This is a genomic window from Natronomonas aquatica (assembly GCF_024449025.1).
Lineage (GTDB): Archaea > Halobacteriota > Halobacteria > Halobacteriales > Haloarculaceae > Natronomonas > Natronomonas aquatica.
In genome coordinates, this window is record NZ_JAHLKM010000003.1 from 1 (window position 1) to 12,562 (window position 12,562).

Sequence of the window (12,562 nt, forward strand, 5' to 3'; positions counted from 1 at the left end):
TTTCCACCGTTGCTGAACCGAATATCTGGAACTATCTCTGCCCGTAATTCCCGGTAAAAACTAACGCACGACCGTATGAAAGCAGACGACGGTCCGGGCGTCGCTCGACTCCCACTCGGCGAGTTGTCCGCTGATCGTCTCGGCGAGCGACGCGACGTCGTCGGATGGGGACACCTCGACGACGGCGAGTTCGCGCGGCTGGGTGCCGACGCCCTCGCTCCAGCGGCGCGATTTGTCCGCCGCGGTCTCCTCGAAGGAGACGGCCAACACGTTCTCCTCGGCCGGCTCGGCGACCGTCAGCAGGTCGAGACAGACGCCGACGTCGTGGTCGTGGAGGTGTGGAAGCAACACCAGCGTGTTCGAAGGCTTCGAAACAGCCCGCGAGATGCTCTCTCGCCCCGGCTTCGCTCGCGGTTCGGCGCTCATGGGCGCGATTACGAACCCTCTATAAAAAAGTTGTTGATGTCTCGCACATCGATACCGACTGTTTCACCGAACGAACGTATCGACGGCTCGGCTTCCTGCTCAGCGATCCGAGACGAAGGCGACGATCTCCTCGCCGACGGCGTCGGGTCGCTCCTGGTGCATGAAGTGGCCTGCGCCGGGTACGCGAACGACCCGACACTCCCCGACGATCTCGTCGGCGTGTTCGAACAGTTCCGGGGAGATACAGCCGTCCCGTTCCCCGGAGATCACGAGCGTTGGCGTTTCGATCGGCGGTACGTCCGCCAGCGTGGGTCGATCTTCCCCGACTCGCGGAAGCGGCGGGCGCATCGTATCCCGGTAGTACTGGAGGGCGTTCTCGACGGTCCCTTCGGCGCGGAACGTCTCCTTGACGTCGTTGATCCGGGCCTCGGGGTAGTCCCACCCGGGACTCCACAGCCCCCACAAAAAGTCGATGAACGCGAAGTTCCGCCACCGGAGCGCCCGCTCGGGGACGTCGGGCAACTGGAAGAACCACATGTACCAGCTCCGGAGCGCCTGTCGGGGATACTCGTACAACAGCGCGTCGAACCCCGGCGGGACCGCAAGCGTGACGAGCTTCGAGAAGGCGTCGGGATCGATCCACTCGGCCGCATAGGCGGCGGCTGCCCCCCAGTCGTGGCCGACGAGGACGGCGTCGTCGGTGCCGAACTCCTCACCGAGCGCGGCGGCGAGTTCGACCGCGTCCTTCCCTAGCGCTCGCCCGGAGTAATCCCCGTCCGGCGCGGGATCTGTCGGTGCGTACCCACGCATGAAGGGGGCGACGGCAGTGAAGCCCGCCTCGGCGAGCCGCCAGCGGATCGGGTCCATCGAGCCGGCGTTGTCGGGGAAGCCGTGGAGACACAGCGCCAGCCGGTCGCCGTCGCCGGAGCAAAGACACTCGAAGGTCAGCCCGTTCGCCTCGACTCGCCGCCGTCGGAGCCGGGGGCCGGCGGTTTCGCTTCCCATATCGGTTGGTCGATCCCGGCCGCTATTAGGGCTTTTCGCCCGGATCGACCGGGGTTCCGACGACAACCCATATGCCGGTCGACCTCCCACGGACACATATGAGCGTGATCGCACTCCTGTCCGTCGCACCGGTGATCGAAGACAGCATGGCGAGCGAGGTCGCCGCCGCCGTCGAGGCCCTCGAGGCGTTCGACGTCGACTACGAGACGAACCCGATGGGGACGGTCATCGAGGCCGACGACATCGACACGCTGCTTTCGGCGGTCGGCGCGGCCCACAAGGCCGTCGACGGCGATCGGGTCAGCACGTTCCTGAAAATCGACGACAAGCGGGCCAGCGACACCCGCGCCCGCGAGAAAGTAGAGGCGGTCGAACGGGAGCTGGGACGGGAGGCACGAAGCGGGAAATAGCCCCCAGCGAGGCAAGGAAAAGGCATATCCCCGGGCACCCGTATCTTCGGGCATGAGCACGCCTCCCGGCGAATATTACACGGACGAACGATGGAACAACTGGTTGGACAGGCTCCGCGAAGAGGAGCTTGACCCCGAAAGCGACGACTCCGCGCGGCTGTTTTTCAATCTGCTCGACGACGCGACGATCGCGATCGCGAAGATCATCGCCGACTACGGCGACGGCGAGTTCGAGGACGCCGACGCCGCCGCCGCGGAACTAGATCGGGTCCGGGAGATCGTCCTCTCGGAGGCCGACATCGACGACGAGGAGAAGCTCACGCTCGTCGACGGGATCCAGACCTCGCTCGTCTGTGCGCTGTACACCGCCGAGGAGTACATCGTCGGCGGTCCCGCCGAGGGCTCCGTCGAGGAACACCTCCGGGCCGCCGCCGCGGCCGAAGCCGAGGAGGACGATCTCGACACCGCCCTCGCCCACTGCGTGCAAGCCGGGACGCTCGTCGTCGACGGCGAGGAGCTGCCGATGGAGATCGCCGAGGAGATCGAATACGGGCTCGTGGCCGACTGGGTCAACGGGCTCGATTCGCTGGGGCGTGCCCTCGCCGACCCCGAGGTCGTCGAGGCGGACGAATAGGGCGTACGTTTTTATTCGCGAGTTCCGTTATCCGAGTATGGATTTCGGTGTCGACGAGCGAGCACAGTCCGTCCTCGTCGGCGCGATTTTGCTTTTCGCCATCCTGATCACCGCGTTCTCGACGTATCAGGCGTTCGTCGTCCCCAACCAGAACGCCGAAGTGGAGTTCAACCACAACCAGCGCGTCCAAAACGACATGGTCGGGGTTCGGAACGAACTGCTCTCGACGTACACCACCGGACAGGACGGCTACGCAGAAATAGAACTCGGCACGCAGTTCCCGCCGCGGCTCCTCGCAATAAACCCCCCTCCACCCAGCGGCACGTTTCAGACCGACCAGCCCCGCCCGATCGTCGTCGAGACACAGAGCGGAACCGACATCACCGACGACGTCCTCCCCGGCGGGATAACCGAGTCCCGCATCGTCAGTTACGACCCCACCTACTCGGAGTACAACAGCGCCGGTGTCCTCCGGTACGAGAACTCGGTGGCGTATCACGACTTCGGCGACAGCTCCGTCCAGCTGACGGGCCAGCGGCTGATCCAGGGCAACACGATACAGATCGTCCCCGTCCCGACCGAGTTCGACGAGAGCGGCAGCCGGGCCGTCGCCATCGAGCCCCAGGCGGGGCTGACCGACAGAACCACACGCGAGGATATCGTCGTCACGCTGCCGACCGAACTCTCCGAATCGGAGTGGGAAGAGATCCTCAGCGGCGAACTCGATCCCGCGGATATTTCGGTCACCGAGGGCGCACAGGGCCGGAATTTGACGCTTACGCTCGACGACGAATGGGCGATCGACGCCGGCCCGGTCGGACTCGGCTCGACGCCCGGGTCGCCGCGCAGCGGAGGTGTCAACGAGATCAACCCTGCCGCCCCGGGCAACATACGGCTCGAGAGCGAAACCGTAAGCGGCTCGACCGCGACGCTGACGTTCAACAACACCGCCGGGACGAACAACTTTACCCGGGGGCGGATCAACTTCTACGACAGTCCGGGACAGAACCAGCCGACCGAGGCGACCGTCCGGGTCGCGGGCGAGCCGGACTCGGCGACGCTTCTCATCGGCGGGCAGTACGAGGAGTTCGACCCGGACCTTTCGATCGAGGGGGAAACGACGACCGACGTGGAGATGGAGTTCGACCGAAACCCGAGTAATAACGGCTGGTTCGTCGTGACCTTCCAACTCGAGACGGGCGAGTCAGCGGTGTACTTCGTCGGGCTGTAACATCTATCCATGTCGATACTCCACCGGCTCGGTTTCGATCGGTGTCCGACCCCCTTCCCGACGACAGCGTCGGAGCGCGGACAGTCCGAAACCGTCGGCGTGCTCATGCTGACCGGTATCGTCATCGTACTGGCGTTGACGGTCGGCGTCGCGATGACCCTGAACGTCACGAGCCAGACGGAGACGGCCCCACAGATCGACCTCGAGGGGAGCGCGACCAAAGACACCGTAACGCTCGAACACGCCGGCGGATCGAGACTCGAGGTCGCCGACCTGGAGGTCGTCTTGCGGGGCGACTCGACAGAGCGCTACGACCTCGCGTCGTTCACACAGCGCAGCGGCACAAACACCACCTGGTTCGAAGCGGGCGACAGCTGGCAGCGCGACCACGGCCTTTCGGGGGATACCGTCGAGGTGTTACTGGTAGATACGGCCTCGAATACGATCGCCGGACGGACGACTCTGGAACTGACGGCGACGGGACCGTTCTTCGAAGTCGAGATCACCGACACGAACAGCCCGGTCGAACAGGGGGAGTCCCTCGAGGTCGACGTCGCCGTCGAGAACACCGGTATCGATACCGGAACACAGGACGTCGAGTTCACGTTCGACGGCGCCGTCGAAGGGACGGAGTCGGTCACTCTCTCTCCGGGCAATACCGCCAGCAGGACGTTCACCTACGACACTTCAGGTGACCCCCCCGACACGTACACGATCGGCGCCTCGACCGACAACCGGACCGCCGAGGAGACGGTCATCGTCACCGAAAAACAGGCGAACATCACGGTCACCGCCGTCGAGGGGCTATCCGACGGGACCACCAACGACACCTACCAGTCGAGCGTCACCGTCACCGAATCCGCGAACATCGAGACGGACGGGCTCGGGGTGGAGCTGATAGTCGAAGAACGGGACAGCAAGGCGACCGTCTTCCAGGAGACGAAGACGCCCGGTGAGATCAGCGGCGAGAGTCTCACGGTCGATTTCGACGTCGGACAGCTGGACGCGAACAGCTACAACTACTTCACGACCGCCGCGGCGGACAACGCCGTCACTGACGGCGAGAGCGGAGAGTTCGTGGTCGGAGAGCCTCCCTTCTTCAACGTCACGATCGACGGTACAAACTCGCCGGTCAACTCCGGCAGTACGGTCAGCGTCGACGCGACGATCGAAAACACCGAGGGTATCGAGGGCACTCAGACGGTCCGACTGGATATCGACGGAGCGACCGAGGACTCACAGAGCGTGACGCTCGCCGGCAGCGCGAACCAGACGATAACGCTCGAGTGGACCACTCCGAACAACGCCCACAACGACTCGCCGTACACCGCGACGGTGAGCAGCGACGACGATTCGGACGCCACACAGATCACGGTCGAGTCCGGTGGCGGATCCACGCCGCCGACGGTCACGACCCAAGATGCAACCGAGATCGGCGGCTCTTCGGCGACGCTGAACGGGGAACTGACCGACACGGGAACTGCGAACAACGTCGACGTGTACTTCGAGTACCGCGAAGTCGGAGTCGGGGGAGCGTGGACATCGACTACGCCGGAGAGCTTGAGTGCACCCGGGACCTTCAGCGCGACCATCTCTGGTCTCAGTAGCGGCACCAATTACGAGTTCCGCGCCGTCGCCGAGACGAACAACGCTGGGAGTGATACCGGTAGCACGCTGACGTTCACGACGGCGGATCCGGACCCACCGGAGTTCACCTCGATAGACGTCACGTCGGCTGGTTCGGGTAATGACAACGACCAACTCACCTTCGAGTATACCACGACAAACGATGCGACTGGTGTGACACTGTTCGCCGAAACGAGCAGGGGGACAGAACTAGTCAACGATCCGAACGCGCTGACGGATACGACTGGGACGACGTACACGTTCGACGCTGTCAATATGAACGCCCGGGATATCAACATCGAAATGACTGTCGAGAACGCTGACGGGGAGTCTCGGACCTGCAGCGGGACGATCACGACACAGGGAGGAACGTTGACAGAAACCCAGATGACGTGTGTTGTTAACTGACGATACCAGGTATCTCAGATCCCACTTTTCAACGCCTTCCGGGTAGTATCACGATTCCACGATCCTGTCGAGATTTGTGAGGATCTTCGCATACACATCCGGCGCACAGTACCACCCAGCATCCAACATCGCATCGATAGTCCCCCGCGCCGTCTCGGAGTCGATCACGCCCTGTTTCGCCAGTAATAACACGAGAAACGCCGTCCCTCGCGTTTCGATTCCCTCCGTCGCGGCTACGTCGCGCCCGTAGGTTTCGTCCATGACGGCGACGGTATCCCGCCTTTTTGCACATGAAAGAACCGACACGTCCGCCTCGCTGAGACGGTTGTTTTCCAGCAGGCGCTTATATGTGTTTGTCTCCTCAACGGTAACGACTTGAAACACTTCGTCATCGACGAGTCGTTCGATCCGACGGGCGTCTGGATACCCTTCCTCGATGCCCGTCCTGACGACTTCGATATAAACCGGTTCAGGGATCAGGCGCGGCCCGTCCAGATCTTTTAAAAACACCAGCCGCTCGGCTTTCGCGAGGTAGATCAGCGGCGTCGCGTCGAAGACCCACATTCACAGCGCCTCTAAGTCGTCCTCGAGGTGGTCGCCGTCGACCCACGTAATATCACGCTCTTTCGCCAGTTGTGCGAAATCCCACACCGACATCCCGGCGCGTTCGGCCGCCTTGCTGACAGTCACGTCGCCGGCAGCCAGCGATTCGAGCGCACGCTCGCGTCGCCACTCCTCGAGGCCCTCCGAGAGGAGTTTCCGGACGGCGGTACTCCGGTCGAGCTTTTCGGCTTCGAGATACGTTTCGAGTTCGGTTTCGAGTTTGTCGGGCACCCGAGCAGAGATCGTCCCCATAATGTTTACAAAGTATTCTTTGTATACAAATACTTCGGTATCGTTACCGGGATCGTCGCCCGGATTCGGGCGGATGTCGCGGATCGAGATCGAATGTCGAACCGATTTGGTCTGGGGTTCCTCGGACCACGTGAGAAACGAACCGACTCTGTCACTGCTATATACGTCATCTGTCGAATCTACCATCGACAAAAACATATACTCCCTTCGCGACCTTTCCGACCATGACAGGCGTCGGCATCGACGGCATCGAGATTCATACGGGCAAACTCAGACTCGATCTCGCTGAGACGTTCGCCCCCGAGATGGGTGACGCCCCCGAAAAGTACACCAAGGGGCTCGGACTGCACGCCAGTTCCTTCCCGGACACCTACGAGGACATCGTCACGATGGGCGCCAACGCGGCCCACCGGCTGATGAAGCGAAAGGGGCTCGAACCCGACGATATCGGCCGGATCGATGTCGCGACCGAGTCGGCGTTCGATCACTCCAAGCCGGTCTCGACGTACATCGGCGGCTGTCTCGAGCAGGTCTTCGACGGCGATCTGCACCACGCCAACAAGGGCGAACGGAAGTTCGCCTGCGTGGCGGGTACCCAGAGCATCGACGACGCGTACAACTGGATCAAGGCCGGACGCAACCGTGGCCGGGCGGCGCTCGTCGTCGCGACCGACACGGCGCTGTACGCCCGCGACGACCCCGGCGAGGCGACCCAGGGCGCCGGTGCGGTGGCGATGCTGATCGACGAGGACCCGGATCTCGTCGAACTCTCGACCGAACAGGGATACGGTTCGGCCGACGAGACCGACTTCCTGAAGCCTCAACAGCAGTTCCCCAGCGTCGACGGCAAGCGCTCGGTGAACGTCTATCTCGCCCGGATGCGCGAGGCGCTCGTCGACTACGAGCAGGTCGGCGGGAAGATCCACGCCGAGGACTTCCGGCTCGGACCCTTCCACACGCCGTTCCCGGGGATGGTTCGGAAGGCGGGCGTCCTCGCGTACAGACACATCACCCGCGATACGGACATCGAGGACGAACTCGCCGAGGAGATCGGCCGCCAGCCCCGTTCCGAGGCGTTCGAGGACGACGAGGCCTACATGGAGGCGCTCTCTGAGTACACCGACGCGCTGAAGGACACCGAACGGTACCGGGAGTGGTACGAGCGGACGATCGATCCGACGCTGGATCTCTCCAGACGCGTCGGCAACTGGTACACCGGATCGGTCCACGTCGCCCGCGTCTCCGGGCTGAAATCGCTCGCGGAGGCCGGCGAGGACGCCGTCGGCAAGCGGCTGCTCGTCGGCTCCTACGGCTCGGGGGCCCAGGCCGAGATCCACGTCGAGACGGTCCAGGAGAACTGGCTCGAGGAGATCGACGCGCTGAACATCGACGAACAGCTCGCGTCCCGCTACGAACTATCCTTCGAGGAGTACGAGGACGTCCACGACGCCCACAACTACGACGAGGAGTCCGCCGTCGAGGAGTTCACGACACCCGACGCCGAGTTCGCCTTCGACGGCTGGGGTCGGATGGGCGAGCGGAAGTACCGGTTCGTGGAGTAGCGAGGCTGAGCGAACGCGAAGCCTCGAGGATAACGAGCGGCGAACAGCGTGAGCCGTGAGGTAGCGAGGACGACCGCAGGGAGTCCTCGAAAACCTCGAGCGGGGAGCGGGGGCGACCCGCGAGAGAGCGAGGCTGAGCGAACGCGAAGCCTCGGAACCGACGAACGGCGAAGGAATGAACCGCGAGAAACCGCAGAACGTTCCCTCCGCGGTTCCCCGTCAGTCGTCGACTGCCGGCGTCCGGTCCGTGGTGTTCATCATCGCGCCCGTCTCCGTGCCCGCCAGCGAGACGCCGAACTCCGAGCGGAGTGTGGCGCTCGCATCGAGGGCGATCAAGCCGAACCCGACCTCCGTCACCAGATCGAGGTACGTGATGAGCGCGATGTCGATCGTCGGTATCAGCAGGTTCAGTCCCGGCGGCCCGAGTATCCAGATCAACGGATAGATCGACCAAAGCACCGCCGTCAGGTTCCGGAGTCGCACGTACAGTTTCTCGATGCAGTCCGTCTCTCGATGCGGTCCGTCTTTCCCCTGACACGGCGCGCCATCGGTCCGTAGAGGTAACACAGGAGTCCGACGAACGCGACCGGACCGATCCCGAACAGCGCGAAGCGCTCGATCCCGGCCAACAGCCACAGAAACAGCACGATGAGCGGCGTCGTGGGGATCCGGTCGATGTACCGGGGAATGAACACCGTCCGCTCCCCGACGGTGTACCCTCAGATTCCAAACGACACGATCCCGCAGACGACGGCCCCGAAGACCGCCGTTATCGCGCCCACGAAAGCGAACACCGAAACGGCCGGAAATCCGGCTCGATGGCGGAAAAATCCGCAACTCTCAGTGCTCGGCCGACGGCGGATCGGCCAGCGCGAGCACGTCGTCGAAGAACCCGAGCGTGTCGTGGGGGCCGGGGTTGGCCTCCGGGTGATACTGTCGGGTGATGATCTCCAGTTCGTCGCTCTCGAGGCCCTCGGGGGTGTCGTCGTTGACGTTGATCTGGGTGACCTCGAGGTCGCCCGGCTCGGCGACCGTGTACCCGTGGTTCTGGGTCGTCATGACGACCTTGTTCGAGCGCAGATCCCGGACCGGCTGGTTGACGCCGCGGTGGCCGAACTCCATCTTCTCGGTCTCGCCGCCGAGGGCGTTGGCGATGACCTGCTGGCCGAGACAGATCCCCGCCAACGGCGTGTCGCCGACGTACTCCTCGACGAGCGCCGCCGCGGCCTCGAAGTTCTCGGGATCGCCGGGGCCGTTCGAGATGAAAAGCACGTCCGGATCGACCGCCTCGACGTCCGCGACGGTCGCGTCGTAGGGGACCACCTCGACGGTCGCGTCCCGCTCGACGAGCGAACTGGCGATCGAGCCCTTCGCGCCGCAGTCGATCAGCGCGACCGTCGGCCCGTCGCCGTCGGGGTTGTAGGTGACCGACTCCTCGATCGAGACCCGCGAGCCGATGTCGGTGTGGTCGCTCATCGCCTTGCAGGCGTCGAGTTCGACCTCGGCGTCGGCGGCGGTCGCGTCGGGGCCGGCGGCGATGCCGCACTTCATCGCGCCCTGCTCTCGAATCGAAGTCACGAGATCGCGGGTGTCGAGTTCGTCGACGGCGGGGACGCCCTCGTTTTCGAGCCACTCGGCGACGTCCTCGGTCAGATCCCGGGCGACGACGCCCCGTGGGTGGACGCGGTCGGACTCGAAGCGCTCCTCCCGCACGCCGTAGTTGCCGATCAGCGGGTACGAGAAGGTGAGAATCTGCTCCTCGTAGCTGGGGTCGGTGAGCGATTCCTCGTAGCCGGTGTAGGCCGTGGTGAACACCAGCTCGCCGCGAGTGCGACCGGGGGCGCGGGCGCGGGCCTCGACGACCCGCCCGTCCTCCAGCGCCACGTAGGCGTCCGTCATTACCGGATTCGTACGCTACAGCCGCAATTAACCCTTGTGTTCCGGGATCGTCCGCCCGCCGTCCCCGCCTCCTCGACCGTGTACCGGCACAGCGTCCCTTCCCGCCGACCGGTCGGCTATCGCCCCTCTCGAGTCGAAGGGACCTTAACCGAGTCACCCGTTCGCTCGGCTATGAGCACGGACGACATCGATCCCGGTGGGTCGGGATCGGAGGCCCCTGAGGACCACGAGAACGCCGAACAGGACGTCGTCGCCGTCGACGCCGACGACACGCCGACAGGAACGGTAAATAGACTCGAGGCCCACACCGGCGACGGGATCAGACACCGCGCGTTCACCGCGCTCGTCTTCGACGGCGACGGGAACGTTCTCCTGGCGCAGCGGGCCCCGGACAAGCGGCTGTGGGATACCTACTGGGACGGGACCGTCGCGTCCCACCCCACGGAGGGCCAGACCCAGCTGGCGGCGACCGAAGAACGCTTCGAGGAGGAACTCGGGATCACGCCCGGGCAGTACGACGACCTCCGGGTGACCGACAAGTTCGAGTACAAACGCTACTACCTCGATCAGGGCCTCGAGTGGGAAGTCTGTTCGGTGCTGCAGTGTACCCTCGAAGACCGCACGCTCGTCCCCGACGAGACGGAGGTCGCGGGCCTGATGTGGGTCCCCTACCGGCGACTCTACGAACACCCCAAGTGGTACCGGCAACTCCGGCTCTGTCCGTGGTTCGAGATCGCGATGCGCCGCGACTTCGCCGACGATTGAATAGGGGTCCGTTTTTAAGTGTCCGTATGGCGGGTCGGTCGTATTCGAGGGGGCCGCCGGACAACGACGCGAGCGTCGAGGCTTCCGACAGTCGTTTCGACCCACAATATAATACGAATAATATATCAAATTCGGCTTGTATATGACTGTTTGTTTTATTGTACCGGATAAAGACTTACGTACGATTCGGTAGTATACGAACACAGCCATGATAGACGATCCGGACGTTCGGGAGGCTGTCTCGCTGTACGTCCGTGGCGCGGCCTCGGAGGCCGAAGCCGCGGAACTCGCGGGGATCCCGCGGTCCCAGCTCCGGTATTACGCCCGTACCTGCGGCGTCGTCGCGCCCCCCGGGCCCGGATCCGGATCCGAATCCGGCTCCCGAGACGAGGATTCCGACCCCCCGTCGTCCGGGAACTGACCGCCCGGTCAATCGAGCAACCGGGCGAGTTCCGCCGGGCTCTCGGCCTCGAAGCCCCGGACTGTCCCGACGATCGCCTCCCGTCGGTCGCGGTCATAGCGGTCGCCGGCGAGGGCGTGGAACTTCTCCGTTATGAGTCCCCACGACGCCGGCGCGGCCGGGTGTCCCTCGAACCGCTCCGTTGTCGCCTCGTAGACGCCGCCGTCGTACGTTTCGACGGCCACGCGGGCCGGAATCCTCCCGGCGTCGGTCCGATCGGACGCCCCGTCGGCGACCGACACCGACGTCGCCTCGGCGATCGGGGACAGATCCGCCCGATCGCCCCGGTAGATCGGGAGCGACCGATCGACCAGGGCGGCCGCGATCCGTTCGGCGTCGACCCCGGGTACCTCCCCGCCGACCGTCTCGACCGCAACCGACTCGACGTCGGCGGGGTCGAGCGCGATCTCGCTCGCGAGGTCGATCGCGGCCTCGATGGCCGGCTGTGCGTAGAGGCCCCCGTCGTACGGCAACGTCGCGGCGTCGCGGACGCGCTCACAGCCGGGGTCGAAGTCGAGCTCGAACGGTCCGAGGCGGTCGTGCCACCCGTTCGGGGCGGCGAACCCGTCCGGTCCGTGGACACCGCTCCCGGCGAGCGAGCACGCCTTTACCCCTGCGGCCGCCGCGTTGGCCGTCGCGACCGGTGTGAGGCCCCCGTCGCCGTCTTCGTTTTCGGTTCCGACCCCGAGCGTCACCCGACTCGCCGCGATCCCCACGGCGTCGGCCAGTTCCTTTTCTTCGAGTCCAGCAGCACGGCCCGCGCCGGCCGCGGCCGCGACCGCCGTGTGGGTGGCCGGGTGCAACCCGTCGAGCGGCGCGTGCCACGCCAGTTCCCCGCGGAGTTCGAGCGCGGCCGCGAGTCCGGCGATCGTCTCCTCGCCGGCCGTCCCGCGGGCCTCGGCCGCCGCCAGCGCCGCCGCGATCGAGCCCCCCATCGGCGCGGGCGTCGAGGACGGAAAGACCGGCCCGTTGCCGGCGGCGACCGCGGCGGCGTTGGCCATCGCGGCCCGGGAGGGGTCGGCAATCGACGGCGAGCCCCACACCCGACACGCGCCGCCGTTTCCGTCGGTCGCCAGTCCGTCACGGATCGCCGCCACCGGCCCGTCCCCGTGGGAGCCGAGTCCGACGGCGAGGCCATCGAGGAGCCGTCGCTTCGCAGCCTCGCGGACCTCCTCGGGGAGCCGATCGTAGGTCACCTCGGCCACGAACTCGGCGATCGTCTCCGTCGAAGTCATACCGTCGAGAGGGCTGGCGCATAAAAAAGCGTTCCGTGGCCGCACC

General features: G+C 65.0%; 15 protein-coding genes. 7 read left to right on the forward strand and 8 right to left on the reverse strand.

Translation table 11 applies throughout. The features are described from left to right. Nucleotides 1-60 precede the first annotated feature (60 nt). A complete protein-coding gene (locus tag KM295_RS03795) occupies nucleotides 61-426 on the reverse strand; it encodes a hypothetical protein (RefSeq protein ID WP_256028547.1) in 366 nt (121 codons plus the stop codon). Between the two features lie 99 nt (nucleotides 427-525). After that, entirely contained in the window at nucleotides 526-1,431 is a 906-nt protein-coding gene (locus KM295_RS03800) for an alpha/beta fold hydrolase (protein ID WP_256028548.1), read from the reverse strand. 98 nt (nucleotides 1,432-1,529) lie between these two features. Between KM295_RS03800 and KM295_RS03805 the strand changes: the two genes are divergently transcribed. From KM295_RS03805 to KM295_RS03820, 4 genes are read left to right on the forward strand one after another with little or no spacing between them, the layout of a single operon-like run. Continuing rightward, nucleotides 1,530-1,841: an MTH1187 family thiamine-binding protein gene (locus tag KM295_RS03805; protein ID WP_256028549.1), complete on the forward strand. Its 312-nt coding sequence runs from the start codon at nucleotides 1,530-1,532 to the stop codon at nucleotides 1,839-1,841. Between the two features lie 52 nt (nucleotides 1,842-1,893). Further along, nucleotides 1,894-2,475 (forward strand): DUF2150 family protein, encoded by a 582-nt coding sequence (locus KM295_RS03810; protein ID WP_256028551.1) that lies wholly within the window; start codon nucleotides 1,894-1,896, stop codon nucleotides 2,473-2,475. A gap of 37 nt (nucleotides 2,476-2,512) precedes the next feature. Continuing rightward, nucleotides 2,513-3,706: a hypothetical protein gene (locus tag KM295_RS03815; RefSeq protein WP_256028552.1), complete on the forward strand. Its 1,194-nt coding sequence runs from the start codon at nucleotides 2,513-2,515 to the stop codon at nucleotides 3,704-3,706. A 9-nt stretch (nucleotides 3,707-3,715) separates the two neighbouring features. Next, a complete protein-coding gene (locus KM295_RS03820) occupies nucleotides 3,716-5,740 on the forward strand; it encodes a type IV pilin domain-containing protein (RefSeq protein ID WP_256028553.1) in 2,025 nt (674 codons plus the stop codon). 48 nt (nucleotides 5,741-5,788) lie between these two features. On the opposite strand, the gene KM295_RS03825 is transcribed toward KM295_RS03820, so the two are convergent. Beyond that, nucleotides 5,789-6,304: a PIN domain-containing protein gene (locus KM295_RS03825; RefSeq protein WP_256028554.1), complete on the reverse strand. Its 516-nt coding sequence runs from the start codon at nucleotides 6,302-6,304 to the stop codon at nucleotides 5,789-5,791. Then, nucleotides 6,305-6,595 carry a UPF0175 family protein gene (locus KM295_RS03830; protein ID WP_256028555.1) on the reverse strand — a complete coding sequence of 97 codons (291 nt, stop codon included), beginning with the start codon at nucleotides 6,593-6,595 and terminating at the stop codon, nucleotides 6,305-6,307. It lies immediately after the preceding gene. Between the two features lie 224 nt (nucleotides 6,596-6,819). On the opposite strand from KM295_RS03830, the gene hmgB reads away from it, so the two are divergent. Continuing rightward, nucleotides 6,820-8,157, forward strand: a complete 1,338-nt coding sequence (hmgB, locus tag KM295_RS03835; RefSeq protein ID WP_256028556.1) for a hydroxymethylglutaryl-CoA synthase — start codon at nucleotides 6,820-6,822, stop codon at nucleotides 8,155-8,157. Nucleotides 8,158-8,376: 219 nt separating this feature from the next. Here the strand turns inward: hmgB and KM295_RS03840 are convergent, their stop codons facing one another. The 3 genes from KM295_RS03840 to carA form a co-directional block, all read right to left on the reverse strand. Next, nucleotides 8,377-8,640 carry a bacteriorhodopsin gene (locus tag KM295_RS03840; protein ID WP_256028557.1) on the reverse strand — a complete coding sequence of 88 codons (264 nt, stop codon included), beginning with the start codon at nucleotides 8,638-8,640 and terminating at the stop codon, nucleotides 8,377-8,379. After that, nucleotides 8,622-8,852, reverse strand: coding sequence for a G protein-coupled receptor family protein (locus tag KM295_RS03845; protein ID WP_256028558.1), 231 nt, complete (start codon nucleotides 8,850-8,852; stop codon nucleotides 8,622-8,624). Before KM295_RS03845 ends, KM295_RS03840 begins: the two co-directional genes overlap by 19 nt. A gap of 145 nt (nucleotides 8,853-8,997) precedes the next feature. Next, a complete protein-coding gene (gene carA / locus KM295_RS03850) occupies nucleotides 8,998-10,056 on the reverse strand; it encodes a glutamine-hydrolyzing carbamoyl-phosphate synthase small subunit (protein ID WP_256028559.1) in 1,059 nt (352 codons plus the stop codon). 171 nt (nucleotides 10,057-10,227) lie between these two features. On the opposite strand from carA, the gene KM295_RS03855 reads away from it, so the two are divergent. Together KM295_RS03855 and KM295_RS03860 are read left to right on the forward strand one after the other, a co-directional pair. Beyond that, entirely contained in the window at nucleotides 10,228-10,821 is a 594-nt protein-coding gene (locus tag KM295_RS03855; protein ID WP_256028560.1) for an NUDIX hydrolase, read from the forward strand. A 208-nt stretch (nucleotides 10,822-11,029) separates the two neighbouring features. Further along, nucleotides 11,030-11,242 (forward strand): hypothetical protein, encoded by a 213-nt coding sequence (locus tag KM295_RS03860; protein WP_256028561.1) that lies wholly within the window; start codon nucleotides 11,030-11,032, stop codon nucleotides 11,240-11,242. A gap of 8 nt (nucleotides 11,243-11,250) precedes the next feature. Here the strand turns inward: KM295_RS03860 and KM295_RS03865 are convergent, their stop codons facing one another. Further along, nucleotides 11,251-12,516 (reverse strand): MmgE/PrpD family protein, encoded by a 1,266-nt coding sequence (locus tag KM295_RS03865; RefSeq protein ID WP_256028562.1) that lies wholly within the window; start codon nucleotides 12,514-12,516, stop codon nucleotides 11,251-11,253. Nucleotides 12,517-12,562 lie beyond the last annotated feature (46 nt).

Coding starts and splice junctions, on each gene's coding strand:
- KM295_RS03795 (WP_256028547.1), bottom strand. CDS start 426: ATGAGCGCCGAACCGCGAGCGAAGCCGGGGCGAGAGAGCATCTCGCGG.
- KM295_RS03800 (WP_256028548.1), bottom strand. CDS start 1,431: ATGGGAAGCGAAACCGCCGGCCCCCGGCTCCGACGGCGGCGAGTCGAG.
- KM295_RS03805 (WP_256028549.1), top strand. CDS start 1,530: ATGAGCGTGATCGCACTCCTGTCCGTCGCACCGGTGATCGAAGACAGC.
- KM295_RS03810 (WP_256028551.1), top strand. CDS start 1,894: ATGAGCACGCCTCCCGGCGAATATTACACGGACGAACGATGGAACAAC.
- KM295_RS03815 (WP_256028552.1), top strand. CDS start 2,513: ATGGATTTCGGTGTCGACGAGCGAGCACAGTCCGTCCTCGTCGGCGCG.
- KM295_RS03820 (WP_256028553.1), top strand. CDS start 3,716: ATGTCGATACTCCACCGGCTCGGTTTCGATCGGTGTCCGACCCCCTTC.
- KM295_RS03825 (WP_256028554.1), bottom strand. CDS start 6,304: ATGTGGGTCTTCGACGCGACGCCGCTGATCTACCTCGCGAAAGCCGAG.
- KM295_RS03830 (WP_256028555.1), bottom strand. CDS start 6,595: ATGGGGACGATCTCTGCTCGGGTGCCCGACAAACTCGAAACCGAACTC.
- hmgB (WP_256028556.1), top strand. CDS start 6,820: ATGACAGGCGTCGGCATCGACGGCATCGAGATTCATACGGGCAAACTC.
- carA (WP_256028559.1), bottom strand. CDS start 10,056: ATGACGGACGCCTACGTGGCGCTGGAGGACGGGCGGGTCGTCGAGGCC.
- KM295_RS03855 (WP_256028560.1), top strand. CDS start 10,228: ATGAGCACGGACGACATCGATCCCGGTGGGTCGGGATCGGAGGCCCCT.
- KM295_RS03860 (WP_256028561.1), top strand. CDS start 11,030: ATGATAGACGATCCGGACGTTCGGGAGGCTGTCTCGCTGTACGTCCGT.
- KM295_RS03865 (WP_256028562.1), bottom strand. CDS start 12,516: ATGACTTCGACGGAGACGATCGCCGAGTTCGTGGCCGAGGTGACCTAC.